The sequence below is a fragment of the Methanothermobacter marburgensis str. Marburg genome (genome assembly GCF_000145295.1).
In the GTDB taxonomy this organism is placed as follows: Archaea; Methanobacteriota; Methanobacteria; order Methanobacteriales; family Methanothermobacteraceae; genus Methanothermobacter; species Methanothermobacter marburgensis.
On the sequence record NC_014408.1, the window covers coordinates 913,479 to 933,774 of the forward strand.

Genomic DNA, 20,296 nt, shown 5'->3' on the forward strand with positions numbered 1-20,296 from the left:
TTTTATGGCAGAGAAAGTCCATTTAAATCAGCCTCTTACTTCAAGGAGGATAATTGAGATCCTTGAGAAGAACCCTGACCTCAAGAAGATCACATGCCCCATAAGCCTCTATCACCGTACATCAAAGAGGTATCTAGAGGCCCTTGAGGAACTTGGAGTGGAGGTTGAACCCGTTAAGAGAATCGGGAGACCCCGGAAGTACACAGAAAAGGACGTTAAGATGGTGCAGAACCTTTTAAGGGAGGGTAAAACCCCAAAACAGATTTCGGGTATCACAGACATACCCCTGAAGACTGTCTACTACCTCAAGGGCGATATGAAACTGAAGAGGGGTAAGAAAAGGAAGTATGACAAGAACACGCGCCTCAGGGTTCGTGAAATGGCCAGAAAAGGCGTTCCAGCCAGAAAGATTTCTGAAGAGCTTGGGATACCCCTCAGAACAGTATACTATATACTCAAGAATGGCTGATTATCTGAAAATTTATAAACGAATTTATGCAGTTAAGTAGTATAAGATAAATCCGGTGATTTTATGGTTCTGAATTTTACACCTGAATATTCATCTGTACTTATCGTATCAATAATCTGCTGTATCATCTCATTTACATCAACATATACCGTTATGCCAAGGCTCATAAGTAAGCTCAAGGATGCCAACGTCGTTGGAAACGACATACATAAAATCTCAAAGCCCATCGTGGCAGAGATGGGTGGTATCGGGATACTCTTTGGGTTCACGATTGGAATGTTTCTGGGGATGTACTTCTTTCCGCGCCTCCACTACGAACTCATGGTGACGCTCCTTGTGATACTACTTGTGGGTATAGTGGGGATGGTTGATGACCTTGTGAGGCTCTCCTCACGTGAAAAACTCTTCCTTCTATTCCTTGCAGGTCTCCCCATAATATGGGTGGCCCCCCCCAACGTCGGAATACTCTACATGATCATGATGCCAGTTGCAGTTTCAATAGCATCAAACCTCACAAACATGCTTGCTGGCCTGAATGGTATCGAATCTGGCCTTGGATCAATTGCAATGACGGCCCTTACCGCCTCATGTATCATAATGGGCAAATACAATGTCTCCATAATAACCATGGCAATGCTGGGGGCACTCCTGGCGTTCCTCATCTACAACAGGTACCCATCAAGGGTATTCCCTGGGGATGTGGGAACCCTAATAATAGGGGCCTGCATAGCCTCTGTTGCATTCATAGGTAGGATCAAGATAATAGCACTCATCGTCCTCCTCCCCAACATCATAGATGGCCTCCTGAAGTTCTACAGTGCAGGTGTCGTTGAGAGGCACAGGCACAGGCCCACAGAAATCTCAGAGGACGGTAAACTCATAGCTCCACCTGAAGGATTCAACTCCCTCATAAGGTGGATACTTAGAAGACCAATGACCGAGAAGAGGGTTGTGATGATAGTGTGGTCGATTGGGGTATTCTTCGGGGCCCTTGGGGTTCTGCTTGCATTCATACTCCCTCTGGACCCCTTCTAAGAATTATAATGAGAAACTTTAGAAACCCAAGTGTTCAGGTACAAAGTTATCCTTCAGGGGCTTTAGGGCCTAGCACCTCAGAGAAGATTATCTGCTTTTCTGGCCTCAGAAACTGTAGAGTTTGTTGAGGAGCTCAAGGGTCACGGACTCCATCTCCCTCTCATCCAGTTTCTGGAAGATTTCAACAGCCCCCCTGAAAGCTGATGCAACACCCTCAGGGTTGTTTTCTATGAATTCGAGGACCCCCATGAGGACCATTGCAACGGCAAGTCCCATGTCATTGTTTGTCTTTTTGAAAAGATCCTCGGCCTTCTTAAGGTACTTCCTTGACTCGCTGAAGTCCTCATTTTTAAGTGAATAAGCCCCCAGAAGCAGAAGCAATGACGCCTCTGTGGCTGTATCGCCAATATCCCTTGCAATCTGGTAGGCCTCCCTTATCTGGGATATGGAGTCCTCATAGGACTGTGACTGGTACATTGTAAGTGATTCAACCCTTTCGACGAGTCTGTCCAGGAATGGCTCAATGGCACCGAGATCCACCTCTGCCATCTCAGCTTCAGCCTCCTCCTGGAGGCGGTTGAGGCTTGCTATATCTATGGCCTCCCTGATCTTTTCGACTTCCTTGATCTTTTCCCTCAGATCCTTTCTGAGTGGTGAATTAACAGAGTTATAAATCCGGAGCGCCTCCTTAAAGTACTCCATTGCAGTTTTGATTTTTCTATCACTGAGGTAGACGTCACCCATGGAGTCAAGGGCAAAAGCCATGAGCTCCTCGTCATTCATGTCAGAGGCCACCTTGTAGGCCCTTTCAAGGTAATCAAGTGCCTCACGGGTATCGCCCTCATCAGCATAAAAGGTGGCTATCCTTATGAGGGTGTCAAATTCCTCCTCAAGAAGTTCCTCAAGTTTGCGCAGGTACTTCTCCAGTGATTCACCGCCCTCATCCCCCTTGAGAAAATCAAATATGCTCAGAATAATTAATATCATCTTCACAGCCCCGGATGTTCTAATATAATACTATGTGGATATTAATTTAAATAGATATCCGCTAAAGGGAATCTGACAGTTAAGCATCAGCCCATTGGAAATCTACAGCCAGAATCATCCCACAAATAAAAAGATATTAAGGAGTACCATCAGCCCACCAGAAGGCCCTGTTCACCTATCCTGTAGGGCGCCTCCCTGGTCCCTGAGGGGGTGCTGGAAGATATCATTGAGCCATCCATGCGGATATGCACATCGAAAAGTTCAGGGACCCCCTTCTCTATTTCCGGATCCGCAACCCCCTCTGTGTATGCCACCAGTGCTATTCCATTGGCCTCCCTCACACGGTTATTGTAGGCCTTGAGCACCCTCAGCACAAGCCTTGGGGGGTTGAATGCCAGGAGAATGGATGCGGAGTCAAAGGCTGAAAGAAATATTCCAGATTCCTGGTAGAGGCTTCTTGTGGCTATACCAACCTTGACCATGAGGTCTGTGGTGTTCTGAAGGGCTGAATACCTTATGTTTCCTGAATCCTGGGGTTTAGCACCCCCAAGTCCGGTTGGAAGATCGATTACATGAAGCTTATCACTGAATGTCTGGATGAACCAGTTAAAGGCCATCGTGTTCCTCTGCAGGTCCCTGTAGCCGTATTCCGCCGCTATGAAAAGGCATGGGTTTCCGGCCTGGAGTCCTCTGTAGATGAACTCGGTTGCAAGTACGGATTTACCTGCCTTGGGGGGCCCCGTGACCAGCATGACTGAACCAGGCTCCAGTTCACCCAGGATATCATCAAGTCCAGCTATACCGGTGGTGTAGTTCTCACTCATGATATCCCTCATGGGTTGACCTTAAGGCCCTTATCGTCTATGGTGTAGGGGGCGCTGGCCCTTCCGACCCCTATCATGGCCTCAACTGTAAGTTCAGATCCATCGAGGTGTATTATGTTATCCACAACTGCCTTGAGCATGGTCTCAACCTTGGGGTCTGCTGATCCCTCGGTGTAGGTGACAATGGCGGTTCCACCGGCGTCCTTGATCCTTATTATGTATGCTGTGAGGACTCGGACTATCAGCAGCTCATCATTGAATGCCATTAGCGTTGTGAGGGAGTCCAGGACAGACCTGAACATGCTGTAGCCTGCAGTTATGTTCCTTATGGCAACCCCCAGCTTCACCATTATATCGGTGGGGTTATGCACAGATGATGAGAGGTAGGTGTTGCCAGCATCAGATGCCGGCCCTGAGATGCTTGATATCGCGTCTATCACATATAGAAGTTCATTCTCCATGTAGCTCTCAGCATCCATACCAAGAACCTGCATGTTCCTCTTGAGGTCCGCCAGACCATAGTCTGTGGATATGTAGAGACAGGGTTCACCCCTTTCAGCACCCCCCGCCGTGAAACCATAACTGAATATGGATTTACCAACCTTCGGGGGCCCATAGACAAGTGTAACAGTATTTTCAGGGATCGCCCCTCCACCAATGAGTTCATCAAGACCCCTTATTCCTGAGGGAATTCTGACAATCATTTAACCACCATAGAGAAGTCCGAGGAGGGTTTCAAGTGCTTCATTCACTCCCCATCCCTCTTTAAGTGAAACAGGTATTATGGGGACATCACCTCCAAGCTTCATCCTTGTTCTTATCTCATCAGGTGAGAGCGCGCCTGGAAGGTCCTGTTTATTGGCAACCACAACCTTAGGTATCGCCTCTGCCCTTGTCTTTCTTATCATCTCCTTGGCCCTTGCGAAGGTTTCAGGTGCGGTTGAGTCCACCAGTATGAATGCCCCTACAGCCTCCCTTGAGAGGACATCCAGTATGAGGTCGAATCTCTCCTGTCCCGGTGTACCGAAGATATCCGCCATGAACCCCTTATACTCGAGGTGACCTATGTCCATTGCAATGGTTGTTGGGAACGCCGAGAGGGCCTTTCTATCAACCGAAACCGCCTTTGTGGATATTGACTTTACGAATGTGGATTTCCCTGAATTGTAGGGACCAGTCACCAGTATCTTGGGCACATAGACCTTAACGCCACCGGGCTGTACAACAAAGAAGAGCACCATGGTATCAGGTGGACTGGACCAGTCAGAATGGGCAACCATGAACCCCTGCCCTATTATGACCCTCTCCTCAATGGTCCGCAGGTCAACGACACAGTCCATCAGTGATCTCAGTTTATCCATAAGCTCCCTTTCATAGTCCCACTCAGTGAAGAGGTAGACAATGTTGACATCAAGTTCAGAGGCCCTCCTGTTCCATGTCTCTACAATTTCAAGGGTGTCACCGTTCCCCAGGTAATCTATTATTACAGAGAGACAGTTTATTACTCCCACACCGCCTGGAATATCCTCTATTGCACTCAGAACTGTTTCCTTTATCTCTGAGTAATCACTGACGGTGTAACGCTCCTCTGATGGCATTCCAAGGAAGGGTGAACTTCCATCAACAAAGAACATGTCCCCATTCTCAATGCGGGGCTCGATGTCCCAGCCATAGGACCTGAATTCATATATTATGCTCTCAGGTTCCTCAACGTTGGTGAATATAAACCCCTTCTCGCCCTCACCAAGTCGTCCGTTGAGCATCTGGTAACCGAATGCCTCATAGTCCACTCCGGGGGATGCCGAGAACATCACAGAAGCCCCCTCCCTCACTCCACCGCCCAGGAGGTCGTCGAGTTTCGGGATGTAAGTCCTCTTCATGTTCACATCTCCCTTAGAATTTCATCAACCTGCGCTGCCCTTGAATCCATTTCAAAGAGCAGCAGACCCAGCTGTGCCTCCGGTTCTGCCAGGGCCGTGAATATGGCCTTCTCACCTGCAGGTTTGAGAATGATTATACCCTTCTCGGTTCTCACGGTTATCTCAGAAACGCCGCCAGTGTTCATCTGCCCTGATGCCGCCTCTGCGGCACCCATTATGGTTGAACAGAGGGCTGAGAATATCCTGGCATCAACATCTGGAGGTGTCCGTGCGTTTATAAGCAGCCCTTCCTTTGAAACAATACCCGCAGCCCTTATCTGACCGACCTGCATAAAAGCAGAGAGCACATCATCCAGTTTTTCCTTCTTTGTTTTGGCCATCAATACACCCCAGTGACTCGGTAACCGGTATCAGGAAGTGTCCCCGGCGATGAGTATTACAGTTTAATTATGTTGTTAACCCTTTATATCAGTTTACATCTGGCCGCGGTGTAATTTAAGGAGGAAGCCATACCGCCTCAGATGTTGTGAAAACGTAGTGATCTGAAAGGGCAGGGTTGTGGTAGGTGCCGGTCAGGTTCTCTGTCCTGAAGGTCCGTGAGATGGATCTCCTCATGCAGAAGTTCACCCTGTCAGAGAGGGACTCCCTCAGGGAAGACTCCATAGGTGGGCCAGAGAGCCATGCCCTCAGACGGAACTTCCTCCGCCCGTATGTGCTGTTGTAGCCCTCATCAATCAGCTCAACCCTGAGAACCCTGACATCAGACGGCTGCAGGAGGACTGGTTTCTGATTCTGGTACTCCTCAAAGGTAACAGCAGGGTAGACTGCAAGGGTGTCAGTCGTAACCCCCTCCAGGGCCCCTGTTTTTGCAGCCGAATGGGCCGCCATGAGTTCAAGCTGCATTCCAGCCTGAACCGCTATGAGTGTGGCAATGAGGAGCCCGGCACCTGTAAGTAGCAGGTACTCAATGGGTACCTGCCCTCCGGTGCAGCCATAGATATGACCTGGCCTCAAATTTGTCACAGATGAAGCCCAGGGACTCCTAGATACATCCAACCTCAAAGTCTCACCTCCGAGACCATGACAAGGGTCCTGTTATTCCTGCAGGTGTTCCTTATTGAGTATTTCCTGCCTGCCTCAAGGTTAATTGATGCAGGGGTACCTTTCGAGTCCACTATAAGAACATTGGACATATTTGAGAATCCCCTGTAACCATCCGCCCAGCCGTAGACTCCTGTTGAGTTGATCCTCAGCCTGTAAGCTGATGTGTGGTTGAGACGGGGAGGGAGCTCAACAACAACTTCACGGCCCGGACCCCCTGCAACTGCAAGGTCAACGGCACATGCCACATCATCCATGAGTATGCGAAGTTCAAGAAGTCCCTCCTCATGGTTAACACCATCAATCCTTGAACCTGCAATGGCAACCATGGTGGATAAAAGCAGAACCATGAAAAAGGTTGATGTTACAGCGTCAGCTGCCAGAACACCATGTTTATCCATGAGGATAATTAATAAATTTTTGTATATAAATATTACTAACTGGTGTATAGATATAGTTTGATGCACATAAACACTTACATGTATTCCCTAGTGGTCTTCACAGGGGGACCCCATAACTTCCATGAACTTGAGGAATTTGTTGAGGATGCCGGTGGCCTTATAATCCAGAGGGACACATTCAGTGTTCACAGGGGCCAGTACTTCCTGAGAAATGAGGTCAGAGTCCTATGCATCATTCCCAGCGCAGATGAAGAAACACTCAGAGAGACCGCCCGCCGGATAAAGGGGGAAATAGAGGGCCTGGATGTTAATCAAGATGTCCTTGAGAGGATAAAGTCCCTTCTTGAGGTCTATGATAGGCTCGCAGAGGAACCCTCATGGACCCCCGGAGATGAGATTGTGGCCGATGACGGCCTCCTTGATGAGATGGTTGACATGGAACTCATTGAAAGAAGAAAGATGGGTCATAGGGTCGAGTACCGTCTGCTATGAGGTTCTATACTGACAAAAATTCCCAGGGTCCATCATAACATCACAGGATTCCTGTCATCCAGATTTATCTAGGTGGTCTTTCAGATTAGTATAGGAGCTGGAGGATTTAATATGGCAAATGAAATAAAACAGCTTGTGATAGGTATAAGCAGAGAGGGAGAGATAATCGTAAAGAGTAACAGGGGGAGGATCTACCCGGTTAAGGTATCGCCCGACCTCAGTTTCAGCTGTGAGGACCTCTTCAGGCACACTGATATGGAACTCTACGCAACAATAAATACTGAGGTCCAGCCCTGGGAATGCGTGTCCATTGAATACGTGGAGCCAGAGTAAAATCACCGGCCATTTATTTCATTCAGAGACATGGGTTTAGCAGCCACTGACACATGACATACCACTTAAATAAAATGAGGATTATAGCTGTAAGACCAGATACACCAGATAATATGAGTACAACAATTCAGTGGAGGATATTATGAGGGGAGAGATTCTCATAACCGCCGGAGTAATCCTTATAATCACAGGCATACTCTTAACATTCATTGGAGGAGCCCTCAGCGCCTCCCAGACAAGGGATAAGGGGGAGGTTAAGGCCGCGGGAGTTGTAATGATAGGGCCCGTGCCCATAATCTTTGGCAGCGACAGAAACATGGCCATCACAGGGGTTGTGCTTGCCCTGATCCTCATGGTGGTTGCATACATACTGTTCTACAGATAGGTGTGCTTCCATGAGGATCATAATGGTGGCCTGTGGAGAATACGGCGCCAGGGTGGTGAATACCGTCGCCTCCCATGGGCTGGCACCGGACATAGTGGCTGTATTTGATTATGATGACTATTCTGGTGAATTTCTGGATGATCCCTCATCACTTCTTCCCCCAGAAATCCCTGATGCAGATCTCACAGTTGCTGCGGGGCTCTTCGGTGACCTTAACCTTGTAGCAGCTGAAATAGCCGTTGAATCGGGATCGAAGGCCATCATAGTGGAATCCCATGCGCCAGGTCAGCTTCCTGAAGGCCTTAAATCTGAAATTTCCGGGATGGTTGAATCAGCCGTCTTCCCATCACCCTTCTGTTCACTTGATACTACAGGAAATCCCTTCATTGACTCATTTGCATCAGGATTCGGGAAGCCTGAGGTGGAGATGGATGTGAAGGAGAGTGTCCTTGCGGTCAGGGTTAAAAGAAGCGCCCCCTGTGGTTCCACCTTCTACGTTGCAGAGAGGATAAGGGGTGTTCCCCTCCATGAGGTGGATGTGGCTGCAGGTGAAGGATTCCACAACTACCCCTGCCTGGCATCCATGGAAGCTGACCCTGCACTGGGGGATACACACCTCCACGTTGCAGGTTACCTCACAAGGGAGGCCTTCAAGAGGGCTGCCGGTGTGCCCGGGGTTCATGCCCGCGTGAACCCCCAGGAATGCCTGGGAGAGGACTGTGGCTTCCTCTGCATGGATGTCTGCCCCCTTGTCAGGTTATCCATGAATACCATAAGGAGGAGTGTGACTGCAGAGGTGGATCCCTTCTCCTGCGGTGCCTGTGAGAGGTGCGCCAGGGAATGTCCCCACGGAGCCATAGAAATGATAAACCCGCGGCCATGATGGGATCCGCATGATCAAACCATCCGGATGTAAAAAATGGAATAACACAGAGGAGATGATAATCTGAAAGGTACAGAAAACCCTGAAGTTAAGGAAAAAATTACAGGTGAGGTTGTATTCATAGGTGCAGGTCCAGGGGACCCTGAACTCATAACACTGAAAGCCATACGGGTTCTTGAAAGGTCCGATGTTGTGATATACGCCGGTTCACTTGTAAACAGAAAGATCCTGGAATACGCGCCAGGTGCAGAGGTCCACAACAGCGCCCATATGGACCTCGAGGAGATAACAGAAATCATGGTGAATGCCTGCAGGGCCGGTAAAACCGTGGCGAGGGTTCACACAGGAGACCCCTCTATTTATGGGGCCATCAAGGAGCAGATGAGGGTTCTTGATGAGAAGGGAATTCCATACAGTGTTATACCCGGCGTCAGTTCCGTTTTTGCAGCCGCAGCCGCCCTGGGGACCGAACTTACACTCCCTGAGATTTCTCAGACCGTCATAATAACACGTCCTGCCGGGAGAACACCTGTGCCGCCTTCAGAGAGCCTCGAAGAGCTTGCAAGACACGGTTCAACCATGTGCATATTCCTGGGTGTCCACATGATAGGGGATGTTGCAGAGAGGCTGATGAAGCACTACCCTCCTGACACCCCCGTTGCCGTGGTTAAAAGGGCCTCCTGGCCTGATGAGGAGATTGTGAGGGGCACACTGGCAGATATATCCATGAAGGTGCATGAGGCAGGTATAAAGAAGACAGCCATGATAATCGTGGGAAGGGTTCTCGATCCAGGGGAGTTCAGGGCCTCCAAGCTCTACGACGCCGGATTCAACCACGAATACAGGCCCTGAACAAATCTTATCCTCAAAAATTACTCTTTCCAGCCTGATTCAACCACGAATACAGACCCAAAACAAATCTCATCCTCAAAAATTACTCTTTCCAGCCTGATTCAACCACGAATACAGACCCAAAACAAATCTTATCCTCCTTTTTTAAGTATACCAGAAATCAGAACGTGAAGAGCTTTATGTGGGCCATTCTACCGCAGGCAATGAACCTCTCTGTGAGTTCCCTCACCCTTGAGGACTCTCCCTCAATTATGAAAAGTTCAAGGCACTTCCCATCCTTGAGGTGACTGTGTATCTGGGTGCTGATTATATCCTCATAGTCATGTTTTATCTCTGTGACCATGTCCTCGTCATTTCTTTTGTGTATGAGAAAGAGAACCGCGTTTATATCTCCCCTCAATTCCTGCATGTTTCTTTTCTCATCTATCAGAAGCCTTGCAGCAGCCCTTACAACATCGGATCTCCCTGAGAATCCCATCTCATCCCTAAGTGCATCTATCTCCGCAAGGAGCTTTTCACTGAGTGAAACACTTACCACAACCATGGATCACTCTATTTTAATAAGAATTTATATACTTTATGCTAAAATTTATTAAATTATCTTCCAAATATTAACAATTTTTATATGTTTTCAGGGACATAGATTGAATGGGTGGTTGGATGGAAAGATGGAAGATAGGTGCAATTGCACTTATAACCATACTCTCGGTGGCTGGAATGTACGTCTTCACATCAGAGGCATCAGAGGAACCACATCAGGGAAAACTGATTGTTGCGGTTACAATAATGCCCCAGAAGGAGTTTGTGGAGGCAGTTGCAGGGGATCGGGCAGAGGTGGTTGTCCTGGTGCCAGAGGGCGCCGATCCCCACACCTATGAACCTGAACCAGAGACACTCAGGAGGGTGTCAGAGGCCAGAGCATACTTCATTGTTGGATCCGGCCTTGAATTCGAAAACCACTACCTTGATAAAATAAGGACACTTAACCCCAGTATGAGGATAATAAACACTTCAGAGGGGATAGAGTTTATTCCCTCAGCCATTGAAGATTCACATGAATCAGCCGAGAGCCCATACGACCCCCATGTATGGACATCACCCAGAAACGCAATGGTGATGGTGAACAACACACTGAGGGGGCTCCAGGAGATTGACCCACAGCACAGCAGATACTACAGGGAAAACGCTGCGACCTACCTTGAAAGGCTGCATGAACTGGACATGAGGATCAGAATGGAGCTTAAAAACAGAACCGGTGAGAGCATACTGGTCTACCACCCCGCATGGGGCTACTTCTGCAGGGAATACGGGTTAAAACAGGTTGCAATTGAAAGGGAGGGAAAGGAACCCGGCCCGGCAACATTATCACTGATAATCCAGGAGGCCAGAAGAAAGAACATAAGGGTTGTAATTGCATCACCACAGTTCAGCAGGAGGAATGCAGAACTCATTGCAGACGAGATGGGGGCAAGGGTTGCCGTCGTGGACCCGCTGGGGGGAAACTACACCCGAAACATTGAGGAGATACTGAGGGCGCTTCAGGGGTGATGGAAATGCTGGCGGTTGAGATGAGGGATGTCAATTACCACGTGAATGGCAGGCCCATACTTGAGGACATCAACCTTGAGGTACCTGAAGGTGAAATCCTTGCAGTGATCGGACCCAACGGTGGGGGTAAAACAACACTACTGAAACTCATAACAGGACAGATAAGGCCATCCTCAGGGACTGTGAAGGTTCTGGGAAAAAATCCTGAGGATGCCAGGGAAAGGATTGGATACCTCCCCCAGAGGAGTCACTTCAAAACAGATTTCCCCATAAACGTCCTCCAGACAGTCCTGATGGGCACATACAGGAGATTTGAGGCATATGCAGATGATGATAGAAAAAGGGCCCTCAGATCCCTGGAAATGGTGGGGATGCTTGATTACAAGGATAGAAAAATTGGTGAGCTCTCAGGGGGAGAGCTGCAGAGGGTTTTCCTTGCAAGGGCCATTGTAAGGGACCCTGATCTTCTCCTCCTTGATGAGCCAACTGCAAGCGTTGACCCGGCCTTCAGGACCTCGTTCTACAACCTCATGGATGACCTCAGGGAGAGGATGACGGTGATCCTGGTATCCCACGATATCGGGACGGTCACACAGCACGTGGACAGTGTGGCGTGCCTGAACCACAGGCTATTCGTCCATGGGACAGTGGAGGAGGCCGTCAGCTGCCTTGAGGATGCATACGGCTGTCCAGTGGAACTCATCGCACATGGGATACCCCACAGGGTGCTCCATGAACACCGGGAGGGGTGATTGCCGTGCTTGAAATCCTCCAGTACCAGTTCATGAGGAACGCGGTGGTTGCAGCGGTACTTGTCAGCATAGCCTGCGGTATAGTTGGAAGCTATGTTGTGACCAAGAGGATAGTCTCAATAAGCGGGGGTATATCACACGCAGCATTCGGTGGTGTGGGGCTGGGGTACCTACTCGGTGTGAATCCGGTGACGGCGGCCATCCCCTTCACCGTTGCAGCCGCTCTCCTTATGGGTAAAATCACGAGAAAAACAGATATAAGTGAGGATACCGCGATAGGCATGCTCTGGTCAGCCGGTATGGCTCTGGGTATACTGTTCGTGAACCTCAGCCCTGGTTATGCCCCGGATCTCTTCAGCTACCTCTTCGGCAACATCCTCATGGTAAGCAGCACCGACCTCTGGACCATGCTCCTCCTTGACCTCATCATAATAGCAAGTGCCCTCCTTTTCAACAGGGAATTTGTGGCACTCTGCTTCGATGAGGAGTACGCAGAGGTCCTTGGCGTGCCCGCTGACGCCTTTTACCTGTACCTGCTTTCACTGGTTGCCATAAGTGTCGTTGTGCTCATAAAGGCAGCGGGCATAATACTTGTGATGGCACTGCTCACGGTTCCAGCGGCTGTTGCAAGGGACTTCAGTACCGATATGGGGGACATCATGGTTAAGGCCTCAATCACAGGGATATTTGCAGCTATGCTGGGCCTATGGGTTTCCTACTGGTTCAATATCTCATCAGGGGCCGTCATAGTCCTTATACTCACACTTCTATTTGGCGCGGCCCGGATACTGAAGTCCCTGAGGAGTTCATAAGAACCAGATCTATGATCCTATCAAAAAAATACAGATTCACAGCAAGCATATCAAAAAATACATTAAAGAATAAATGAAACCCTAGATTATGAAGTGCGGATCAGACCTCAGGGATACGCTGAAATCAGCAATCGGTGACTACCTCAGCATCACACTCATAACCGGGAAGACGTACTACGGTGAGGTCAAGAGGGTTGAAACCGATTATCTGAGCCTTGAACTAAAATTAAGGGGTGGTAAAACAACCACCACCGTCATAATACCCCTTGCACATATTGTGACGATCACCCTTTAGGCCTGAGGACCTCAACACCACCTGCAGTCCCCACGATAACCATATCTGCAAGGCCTGCGAAGATACCATTCTCCACCACACCTGGTATGCTGTTTAGATCCACCTCAAGGCCTGCCGGGTCATCAATGGCACCGAATGATGCGTCAAGGACAAAGTTGCCGTTATCTGTCACAACGGGGCCGTCCTTCCCCTCACATGACCTGAGGGTTACAGTGGCCCCCATGGACTCAAGTCTTATCATAACGGGTCTGCAGGCTGCAGGGATGACCTCAACAGGGAGGGGAAATGCGCCCAGTCTATCAACAAGTTTTGATTCATCCACTATAACTATGAAGCGCCCTGCAGATGAGTCAACTATCTTCTCAAGTGTGTGGGCAGCCCCACCCCCCTTTATAAGGTTGAGTTGAGGGTCCACCTCATCTGCGCCGTCAACAGCCACATCAACGTCGTGTTCTGCAAGACTTGTAACTCCTATACCTGACTCTGCTGCAAGGAACATGGACTGGTAGGATGTGGGTACACCCATAACCTCCAGTTCCTCCTCCCTGACGCGCCTTCCAAGTTCCACTATGAAGTGGTGGGTCGTTGAACCGGTGCCAAGTCCAACGATATCCCCATCTCTTATCTCCTCAACCGCCCTGAGGGCGGCCATCCTCTTGAGATCCATTGTGAACTCCCATTCATTTTTTATCCAGGGGTTTCAAAAGAACCCTTCTCAGTTCATGACCCCCGGGGCACTGTTTTCCAGGTTTTCCAAGATTTTTTACAATCCTGCACCTGTCACCCCCCAGGATACCCTCGGGGAAACAGAGATCATGCATGCCGCACTCCAGGTCACATTCAGGAAACTCGAACGAGATCACCGATCCTTCAAATGCTCCCTTTGCGTCTATTAGTGCCTCAACGTTGGATTTTTCAACTTCAATCACCTTCACCTTCTCTCCAAGATGAACCGGGCACCTCTGGTACCTGTCCTTAACATCGGTTATCCTGTAGAGCCTCCCCTCCTCGAGGGGTCCTATGCATGTTGACCTGAACCTGCAATCCTCACATTCCTCTGCAGGTCCGCAGAAGAGGAACCTTGACCCCTTCCTTGCAAGTTTTTCACCGATAAGAGTTATCAATCATATCACTTCCGTTATCTTTGCAAGCCTTTCAGCGGCCTCGCGGGTTAAACCCCTGTCTCCAAGGATGGTGTACCTTTCCTTTCTGATGGTGTGGGCCACTGTAAGTGCCTCTATGATGTATTCAGGGTCGATACCGAGTTCAGCTGCTGTTGTTGGGGCGTTTATCCTTGCCAGGGCATCCCTTATGAATCTCCAGTCCCCGCCGTGGAGGTGCATCATCATTATGGTCCCCACCCCGCACTGTTCGCCGTGGAGTGCGGGTTCAGGTGCCACCATGTCAAGGGCGTGGCTGAACTTGTGCTCCGAGCCACTGGCAGGCCTGCTGCTCCCTGCTATGCTTATGACTATACCGCTGCTTATGAGTGACTTTACAGCCAGCCTTGCGCTCTCCTCAAGGCCCTCCTTTATGGCGTCGGCAGATTTTATAATCATCTTGGCTGTCATGAGTGAAAGTGCTGCTGCTGATTCACTGTACCTCTCATTAAGAAGCCTGTGGGCAAGTTTCCAGTCCATTATGGCCGTGTAATTGGATATTATATCTGCACAGCCAGATGCAAGGAGCCTGAAGGGTGCCTTCCTTATGACCTCGGTATCTGCTATCACACCAATGGGTGAGGAGGCCTCAAGGGACGCTGTGCCCTCACCGTTCCTTATGGATGCCCTGGGGGACGCTATCCCATCATGGGATGCCGCGGTGGGCACACTTATGAAGTGCACGCCCTCAAGGGTGGCGGCCATCTTCGCAACATCGATGACCTTACCCCCACCCACACCAAGCACAAGGGAGGTGCCGTTAAGGCCATCCTGGACCTGGGCCACCGAGGCCATGGTGGCATCCCCAACCGTGACCTGGTCAACCTCGAACCCGGCATCCTGCAGACTCTCAATAGCCGTTTCACCGGCAATTTTAAGGGTTCTGGGGCCTGTCACCACCATAACCCTCCCCTCGAATCTAAGGTCACTGCATATCCTCCCGGTATCCTCTATAACACCGGGCCCTGTGTGTATCTCCCTTGGTAGCTGAATTTTCCTTGGATCCATGTTAACCCTCTGATGGAGTATATTATTTAAGTAGGAGTAATAAAATAATTTTTGATTGGTGTTTATCTCCAGAGGAAAATATACTTTTGCAGAAATTTATCAGAAAAGACCCTAACTGTTATCATGGTGAAAAAATGACAGAGTTCAGTGAATGGTTCCACAATATTTTAGAGGAAGCCGAGATTATAGATCAGAGGTATCCGGTCAAGGGTATGCATGTATGGATGCCCCATGGATTCAGGATAAGGAAAAACACCCTTAATATCCTGAAGAGGATACTTGACAGGGACCATGAGGAGGTTCTCTTCCCGCTTCTTGTACCTGAGGATGAACTGGCAAAGGAGGCCATACACGTAAAGGGCTTCGAGGACGAGGTTTACTGGGTTACACATGGGGGCCTCAGCAAACTCCAGAGGAAACTGGCCCTCAGGCCCACAAGTGAAACCGTCATGTACCCCATGTTCGCACTCTGGGTGAGGTCACACACGGATCTACCCATGAGGTTCTACCAGATAGTTAACACCTTCAGGTATGAGACAAAACATACAAGGCCTCTGATAAGGGTACGTGAGATAACAACCTTCAAGGAGGCCCACACAATACATGCAACCGCCGATGAGGCAGAGGAACAGGTTGAAAGGGCCATAGAAATCTACAGGGAATTCTTCGACTCCCTGGGAATCCCATACCTCATAACAAAGAGGCCCCCCTGGGACAAATTCCCTGGCTCAGACTACACAATGGCCTTTGACACCCTCATGCCCGACGGCAAAACCCTCCAGATAGGAACCGTCCACAACCTTGGACAGACCTTCGCAAGGACCTTCGAGATAAAATTTGAAAACCCTGAGGGTGAGCATGAGTACGTCCACCAGACCTGTTACGGTTTATCAGACAGGGTCATAGCCTCAGTTATAGCGGTCCACGGGGATGAATCAGGTTTATGTCTACCCCCCGAGGTTGCAGCCCACCAGGTGGTTATAGTACCAGTTATATTCAAGAAGGCCGCTGATGAGGTCATGGAGGCCTGCAGGGATCTCAGGGATAGTCTTGGAGATGCAGGTTTCAGGGTGCACCTTGATGACCGTGACCTCCGGGCAGGGAGGAAATACTATGAATGGGAGATGCGCGGCGTCCCCCTGAGGGTTGAGATAGGGCCAAGGGACCTTGAAAATAATTCCGCGGTCATCTCCAGGAGGGACACCGGTGAGAAGATAACAGCAGACCTTGACGGTATCCAGGACACCCTCAGGGATCTCATGAATGACATCCTCGAAAACCTGAGAAACAGGGCCTGGGAGAGGATGGAATCAGAGATCCGTGAGGCAGGGACCATAGAGGAGGCCAGGAACATAATAGAGGAGAAGAGGGGCATAATATCCTTCATGTGGTGCGGTGATGAGGAGTGCGGCATGGATGTTGAGGAGAAGGTCCGGGTGGATATCCTTGGGATACAGGAGGGTGGAAGCGGTAAATGCATGAACTGTGGTAGAGACGCCCCCTACAGGGCATACCTTGCCAGAACCTACTAGATGGGAGATTGGATGAACGCAAGAATCCTTCTTGTCATCAGCCTGATATTCATCTTCGCATTTCTGAGCGGAGGGATAGGCTACATCACACTGGGAGGCCCAGACCTTGCATCGGCCGTCAGCGATGGTAGTGCAGAGGTTATACAGAAGGGGAGCGCCGGTAACGTTCCGAATACTGTGGAAATAAGGAACACGGGGGATAAACCTGTACGGGTTGACAGCGGCACCCTGCTGGCCTCAAACACTTCGGGTGACCTTGTAATTGCCACAGACACCCATGTGAGCCCCGGCTCTGCAGAGGATGTTCCCGCATACTCAGTGGAACCCGAGGAGAGGACCGTGCCGGGGGTTAAACTGAAACCCGCCGGTAAAGCCCCGGCACTAATGGTGGATGTCCTCTCATCATCGAACCCTTCAGATCCGGCTGAGGCGTTCAACACACAGCTCAAGCTCTGGGTGCTTGCAAGGGGCGATGAACTCAACATATACCGTGGAGAGGTTTACGCCATGGTTAAAAAGAGGGATATGAGGTTCTACCAGCTCAGGGAGAACATCACAGCGGTGCGGTCAGAGCTCATGGATGAGTACAGGCTCACAGAGGAACAGCTCTCAGAGCTGAACATCACCAGCCCAATCCTAAACCAGACAGAAAGTCCCTTTAAACTGTTCTCAGTACTTGATGCCCTGAAGAACCAGATCGGAGCAAGACAATGAAGACCTGCGCCATAATACCTGTTTCAAGGTTTGCACATGCAAAGACACGGCTATCCCCCACACTTTCACCGTCAGAACGGGAGGGGCTGCTCAGGGCCATGCTGATGGATGTTTCAGAGGCCCTCAGGAGACACGTTGACCGTGTGCTGGTGATCAGTGCAGATGCAGATGTCCTTGAATACGCCTACAGCCTTGGAGTCGATATACTTGAGGAGAGGGGTAGAAAGGACCTCAACGGTGCCCTGGAACAGGCTGCTGAGTTCTGCATACCCGAATTTGAGAGGGTCATGATAACACCCTCAGACATACCCCTCATAGGGAAAACCGATATCACTGAACTCCTCCACAGGGCATCCCACTTTGATGTTGTGATAGCCCCTGCCAAGGGTGGCGGGACCAACACCCTGATATTCAGGCCAGGGTCCATGAGGCTGAGGTTTGGTGACTGCAGCTTCTTTGAGCATGTGAGTGAAGCTGAGAGTAGGGGTCTCAGCGTCTCAGTGTATGACTCATTCTACCTTTCACTGGACGTTAACACAGCAGAGGACCTCGGGGAGATAATACTCCATGGAGAAGGGACCCATGCAAGGGAGTACCTCAGAAAGCTCAGTTTCATCGTGAGGCCCTCAAGGGGTTCTGACAGGCTTGAGGTTTCAAGATCATTCTAGGTGAGACCATGATGGCTCTTTCAATCGCTGGTTTTGATCCATCAGGTGGGGCAGGGATCCTCGCCGATATCAAGACATTCTCTGCCCTTGGAGTTTACGGTGCAGGGGTTATAACTGCACTCACTGCCCAGAACGTGAGGAGGGTTTCGGGTGTAATGGCCGTGCCCCCTGAATTTGTTGCCGAGCAGATCGACCTTGTGATGGAGGACCTGAATATAGTGCACGCCAAGACAGGTATGCTCTACAGTGAGGAGATAGTGCTGACAGTTGCAGAGAAGATCAGGAAATATGACTTACAGGTTGTTGTGGACCCTGTGATGGTGGCGGCATCCGGAGGCAGCCTATCTGCAGGTGGTTTTTCTGATGCGCTTAGAGATCATCTGCTCCCTGAGGCACTCATAGCAACACCAAATGTTGCAGAGGCAGAAAGGCTTTCAGGGGTCCCCATAAGAACCGTGGATGACGCAGTGAGGGCTGCAGGGGTCCTGGGTGAAATCTGCGATGTGATAATAACCGGGGGCCACCTGGGTGGTAATAATGTGCTCTGCATTGACGGTGACGTATCCGTCCTTGAGGGTGAACTGGTAGAGAGCAGGAACACCCATGGAAGCGGGTGCTCATTTTCAGCTGCAACCACTGCATACCTTGAGATGGGCCTTGAACTGGCTGATGCCCTTAGAAAGGCTGGGGACTTTGTAAGGGAGGCCATAAGGTACGGGCACCATGGTACCCTCAACCAGTTCTGGATGTACGGTGAACAGGTTAGTGCTGAAGACCTGCACGACTGATTCAAAAGTTTCATATTATTCCTGTTACATAAGGCTGCAGAGGCTGCCTGTTTATCTGCAGGAAGGCAGAACCCAGCATATCATTCGATACCCATCACAAACTCTTTTTCATGGAAAAACTGAAAAATTCCACCTTCTTCTTCATCAAAGCACTGATTCATCCCTCAAAAAAATTATTTACTGAGAAGTAATTTACCTGAAAGTAAACTAATTTATTCCAGTTCCATGAACCAGAATAATTAAACTAGTCATGCCATGATAACTTGGATGAGAAGGATTGGGTGAAAACCAGAGCAAGGCCTGAAGGTAACCAGAAAAATAATTAGAGCAGCTCATCCCTGAGGTCAATGGTATCCTCAAGGGATGGACCCGTGGATATTATGGTGACCGGAACACCGGTTTCGGATTCTATTTCCTCTATGAAACGTTTCACTTCGGCTGAGAGGTCAGAGTACTCCCTGACACGTTCACATTGAGGGTAGAGTCTGTCGACACAGGTAACAGCGATCTGTGTGGCACCGTTGATCATGCAGGACTCCCTGGCCATCTCCATATCAAACAGGCCAATCCTCCTTCTTCTGCCGGTGACCGTCCCGTACTCCTCAAGACCGAGCTCCTCTGCCTCCTCCTGGCTGATCTCGGTAGGGAAGGGGCCCTCACCAACCCTTGTGATGTATGATTTGAAGACCGCTATGACCTCATCAACCCTTGTGGGTCCAATACCCACATCAGCCGCAGCTGTGCTTGCGGTGGTGTCCTTGCTTGTAACATAGGGATATGTGCCGTAGTAGAGTGAAAGACCGAATCCCTGGGATCCCTCCACAAAGACGTCCTCCCCCTCATCCAGGGCCTCGTTGACCTCCATGGGGACGTCTGTAAGGAAATCCTCCAGTTCACTCACATCACGTGCAAGTTTCGCTGTCCTCATGACGCGGTCTGCGTTGGCGGGTCCGCATCCTGTACCCGTGCTCCCTATCTTCTTGGAGAGGTAACTGGATGACTGGTCCTGTTCCTTGTGCTTCTTCTCTATTATGGCGCACCTGTAGTCGACACCTGTCCTCTCTGCTACACTGTACTTTGAGAGATACTCCATTTCATGGAGGAAGACCTCAGGGTCAACCAGAACCCCGGCACCTATGAGGAGCCTTGCATCCTCATGGAAGAAGCCTGAGGGTGTGAGGCGGAGTCCGTACTTATCACCCCTGAATTCAACTGAATGGCCCGCGTTGGGTCCCACCCCTGCCCTTGCTATTATTGATGGCCTGTCATTGTAACATAGATAGGTTATGCATTTACCTTTACCTTCGTCACCCCATCCTCCTCCAACTAAAACGGTGCACGTCATACTGATTCTCCTTAAAATTTCTGCCTCTCATA

General features: G+C 49.9%; 27 protein-coding genes. 15 read left to right on the forward strand and 12 right to left on the reverse strand.

Annotation, left to right across the window (positions count from 1 at the left end; translation table 11 throughout):
• Positions 1 to 4: 4 nt before the first annotated feature.
• Together MTBMA_RS04745 and MTBMA_RS04750 are read left to right on the forward strand one after the other, a co-directional pair.
• Positions 5 to 469: a DUF1699 family protein gene (locus MTBMA_RS04745; protein WP_013295787.1), complete on the forward strand. Its 465-nt coding sequence runs from the start codon at positions 5 to 7 to the stop codon at positions 467 to 469.
• A 63-nt stretch (positions 470 to 532) separates the two neighbouring features.
• Positions 533 to 1,504 (forward strand): MraY family glycosyltransferase, encoded by a 972-nt coding sequence (locus MTBMA_RS04750; RefSeq protein ID WP_013295788.1) that lies wholly within the window; start codon positions 533 to 535, stop codon positions 1,502 to 1,504.
• Positions 1,505 to 1,609: 105 nt separating this feature from the next.
• Here the strand turns inward: MTBMA_RS04750 and MTBMA_RS04755 are convergent, their stop codons facing one another.
• The 7 genes from MTBMA_RS04755 to MTBMA_RS04785 form a co-directional block, all read right to left on the reverse strand.
• Positions 1,610 to 2,491 carry a tetratricopeptide repeat protein gene (locus tag MTBMA_RS04755; protein WP_013295789.1) on the reverse strand — a complete coding sequence of 294 codons (882 nt, stop codon included), beginning with the start codon at positions 2,489 to 2,491 and terminating at the stop codon, positions 1,610 to 1,612.
• Between the two features lie 149 nt (positions 2,492 to 2,640).
• Positions 2,641 to 3,327, reverse strand: a complete 687-nt coding sequence (locus MTBMA_RS04760) for an RAD55 family ATPase (protein WP_238523341.1) — start codon at positions 3,325 to 3,327, stop codon at positions 2,641 to 2,643.
• A complete protein-coding gene (locus MTBMA_RS04765; RefSeq protein ID WP_013295791.1) occupies positions 3,324 to 4,019 on the reverse strand; it encodes an RAD55 family ATPase in 696 nt (231 codons plus the stop codon). The genes MTBMA_RS04760 and MTBMA_RS04765 overlap by 4 nt, the downstream gene beginning before the upstream one ends.
• Positions 4,020 to 5,195 carry an ATPase domain-containing protein gene (locus tag MTBMA_RS04770; RefSeq protein ID WP_013295792.1) on the reverse strand — a complete coding sequence of 392 codons (1,176 nt, stop codon included), beginning with the start codon at positions 5,193 to 5,195 and terminating at the stop codon, positions 4,020 to 4,022.
• 2 nt (positions 5,196 to 5,197) lie between these two features.
• On the reverse strand, positions 5,198 to 5,575 hold the full coding sequence (locus MTBMA_RS04775; protein WP_013295793.1) for a roadblock/LC7 domain-containing protein: 378 nt from the start codon (positions 5,573 to 5,575) through the stop codon (positions 5,198 to 5,200).
• Between the two features lie 115 nt (positions 5,576 to 5,690).
• The gene (locus MTBMA_RS04780; protein WP_013295794.1) at positions 5,691 to 6,257 is read right to left on the reverse strand and encodes a hypothetical protein; all 567 of its coding nucleotides are present in this window, start codon (positions 6,255 to 6,257) and stop codon (positions 5,691 to 5,693) included.
• Complete coding sequence (locus tag MTBMA_RS04785; RefSeq protein WP_148215566.1) at positions 6,254 to 6,697, reverse strand: hypothetical protein; 444 nt, start codon at positions 6,695 to 6,697, stop codon at positions 6,254 to 6,256. The genes MTBMA_RS04780 and MTBMA_RS04785 overlap by 4 nt, the downstream gene beginning before the upstream one ends.
• A gap of 78 nt (positions 6,698 to 6,775) precedes the next feature.
• Between MTBMA_RS04785 and MTBMA_RS04790 the strand changes: the two genes are divergently transcribed.
• The 5 genes from MTBMA_RS04790 (at position 6,776) to cobM (ending at position 9,642) form a co-directional block, all read left to right on the forward strand.
• Entirely contained in the window at positions 6,776 to 7,189 is a 414-nt protein-coding gene (locus tag MTBMA_RS04790; protein ID WP_238523342.1) for a methyl-coenzyme M reductase family protein, read from the forward strand.
• A 111-nt stretch (positions 7,190 to 7,300) separates the two neighbouring features.
• The gene (locus MTBMA_RS04795) at positions 7,301 to 7,522 is read left to right on the forward strand and encodes a hypothetical protein (RefSeq protein WP_013295797.1); all 222 of its coding nucleotides are present in this window, start codon (positions 7,301 to 7,303) and stop codon (positions 7,520 to 7,522) included.
• A gap of 142 nt (positions 7,523 to 7,664) precedes the next feature.
• Positions 7,665 to 7,907: a TIGR00304 family membrane protein gene (locus MTBMA_RS04800; RefSeq protein WP_013295798.1), complete on the forward strand. Its 243-nt coding sequence runs from the start codon at positions 7,665 to 7,667 to the stop codon at positions 7,905 to 7,907.
• A gap of 10 nt (positions 7,908 to 7,917) precedes the next feature.
• Positions 7,918 to 8,790 carry a DUF166 domain-containing protein gene (locus tag MTBMA_RS04805; protein WP_013295799.1) on the forward strand — a complete coding sequence of 291 codons (873 nt, stop codon included), beginning with the start codon at positions 7,918 to 7,920 and terminating at the stop codon, positions 8,788 to 8,790.
• 99 nt (positions 8,791 to 8,889) lie between these two features.
• A complete protein-coding gene (gene cobM / locus MTBMA_RS04810) occupies positions 8,890 to 9,642 on the forward strand; it encodes a precorrin-4 C(11)-methyltransferase (RefSeq protein ID WP_048901198.1) in 753 nt (250 codons plus the stop codon).
• 160 nt (positions 9,643 to 9,802) lie between these two features.
• On the opposite strand, the gene MTBMA_RS04815 is transcribed toward cobM, so the two are convergent.
• Complete coding sequence (locus MTBMA_RS04815) at positions 9,803 to 10,186, reverse strand: CopG family ribbon-helix-helix protein (protein WP_013295801.1); 384 nt, start codon at positions 10,184 to 10,186, stop codon at positions 9,803 to 9,805.
• A gap of 116 nt (positions 10,187 to 10,302) precedes the next feature.
• Here MTBMA_RS04815 and MTBMA_RS04820 point away from each other — a divergent pair, with 116 nt between their 5' ends.
• From MTBMA_RS04820 to MTBMA_RS04835, 4 genes are all read left to right on the forward strand, one after another.
• Entirely contained in the window at positions 10,303 to 11,190 is an 888-nt protein-coding gene (locus tag MTBMA_RS04820; RefSeq protein WP_148215567.1) for a metal ABC transporter solute-binding protein, Zn/Mn family, read from the forward strand.
• A 5-nt stretch (positions 11,191 to 11,195) separates the two neighbouring features.
• Positions 11,196 to 11,942 carry a metal ABC transporter ATP-binding protein gene (locus MTBMA_RS04825; protein WP_013295803.1) on the forward strand — a complete coding sequence of 249 codons (747 nt, stop codon included), beginning with the start codon at positions 11,196 to 11,198 and terminating at the stop codon, positions 11,940 to 11,942.
• A 5-nt stretch (positions 11,943 to 11,947) separates the two neighbouring features.
• Positions 11,948 to 12,754: a metal ABC transporter permease gene (locus tag MTBMA_RS04830; RefSeq protein ID WP_013295804.1), complete on the forward strand. Its 807-nt coding sequence runs from the start codon at positions 11,948 to 11,950 to the stop codon at positions 12,752 to 12,754.
• An 88-nt stretch (positions 12,755 to 12,842) separates the two neighbouring features.
• Complete coding sequence (locus tag MTBMA_RS04835) at positions 12,843 to 13,049, forward strand: hypothetical protein (RefSeq protein WP_013295805.1); 207 nt, start codon at positions 12,843 to 12,845, stop codon at positions 13,047 to 13,049.
• Here the strand turns inward: MTBMA_RS04835 and rpiA are convergent.
• From rpiA to MTBMA_RS04850, 3 genes are read right to left on the reverse strand one after another with little or no spacing between them, the layout of a single operon-like run.
• Positions 13,039 to 13,716, reverse strand: coding sequence for a ribose-5-phosphate isomerase RpiA (gene rpiA / locus MTBMA_RS04840; protein ID WP_013295806.1), 678 nt, complete (start codon positions 13,714 to 13,716; stop codon positions 13,039 to 13,041). The two genes, MTBMA_RS04835 and rpiA, sit on opposite strands and share 11 nt — an antisense overlap.
• A 13-nt stretch (positions 13,717 to 13,729) precedes the next feature.
• Positions 13,730 to 14,173, reverse strand: a complete 444-nt coding sequence (locus tag MTBMA_RS04845; protein WP_013295807.1) for a UPF0179 family protein — start codon at positions 14,171 to 14,173, stop codon at positions 13,730 to 13,732.
• Complete coding sequence (locus MTBMA_RS04850; protein ID WP_013295808.1) at positions 14,174 to 15,217, reverse strand: NAD(P)-dependent glycerol-1-phosphate dehydrogenase; 1,044 nt, start codon at positions 15,215 to 15,217, stop codon at positions 14,174 to 14,176. It lies immediately after the preceding gene.
• Positions 15,218 to 15,351: 134 nt separating this feature from the next.
• Between MTBMA_RS04850 and proS the strand changes: the two genes are divergently transcribed.
• From proS to thiD, 4 genes are read left to right on the forward strand one after another with little or no spacing between them, the layout of a single operon-like run.
• Positions 15,352 to 16,749, forward strand: coding sequence for a proline--tRNA ligase (gene proS, locus MTBMA_RS04855; RefSeq protein WP_013295809.1), 1,398 nt, complete (start codon positions 15,352 to 15,354; stop codon positions 16,747 to 16,749).
• A gap of 12 nt (positions 16,750 to 16,761) precedes the next feature.
• Positions 16,762 to 17,463 (forward strand): hypothetical protein, encoded by a 702-nt coding sequence (locus MTBMA_RS04860; RefSeq protein WP_013295810.1) that lies wholly within the window; start codon positions 16,762 to 16,764, stop codon positions 17,461 to 17,463.
• Complete coding sequence (gene cofC, locus MTBMA_RS04865; RefSeq protein ID WP_013295811.1) at positions 17,460 to 18,131, forward strand: 2-phospho-L-lactate guanylyltransferase; 672 nt, start codon at positions 17,460 to 17,462, stop codon at positions 18,129 to 18,131. Before MTBMA_RS04860 ends, cofC begins: the two co-directional genes overlap by 4 nt.
• 8 nt (positions 18,132 to 18,139) lie before the next feature.
• The gene (thiD, locus tag MTBMA_RS04870) at positions 18,140 to 18,919 is read left to right on the forward strand and encodes a bifunctional hydroxymethylpyrimidine kinase/phosphomethylpyrimidine kinase (protein ID WP_048901200.1); all 780 of its coding nucleotides are present in this window, start codon (positions 18,140 to 18,142) and stop codon (positions 18,917 to 18,919) included.
• A gap of 322 nt (positions 18,920 to 19,241) precedes the next feature.
• Here thiD and MTBMA_RS04875 read toward each other — a convergent pair whose 3' ends face one another.
• The gene (locus MTBMA_RS04875; protein WP_013295813.1) at positions 19,242 to 20,264 is read right to left on the reverse strand and encodes an adenylosuccinate synthetase; all 1,023 of its coding nucleotides are present in this window, start codon (positions 20,262 to 20,264) and stop codon (positions 19,242 to 19,244) included.
• Positions 20,265 to 20,296 lie beyond the last annotated feature (32 nt).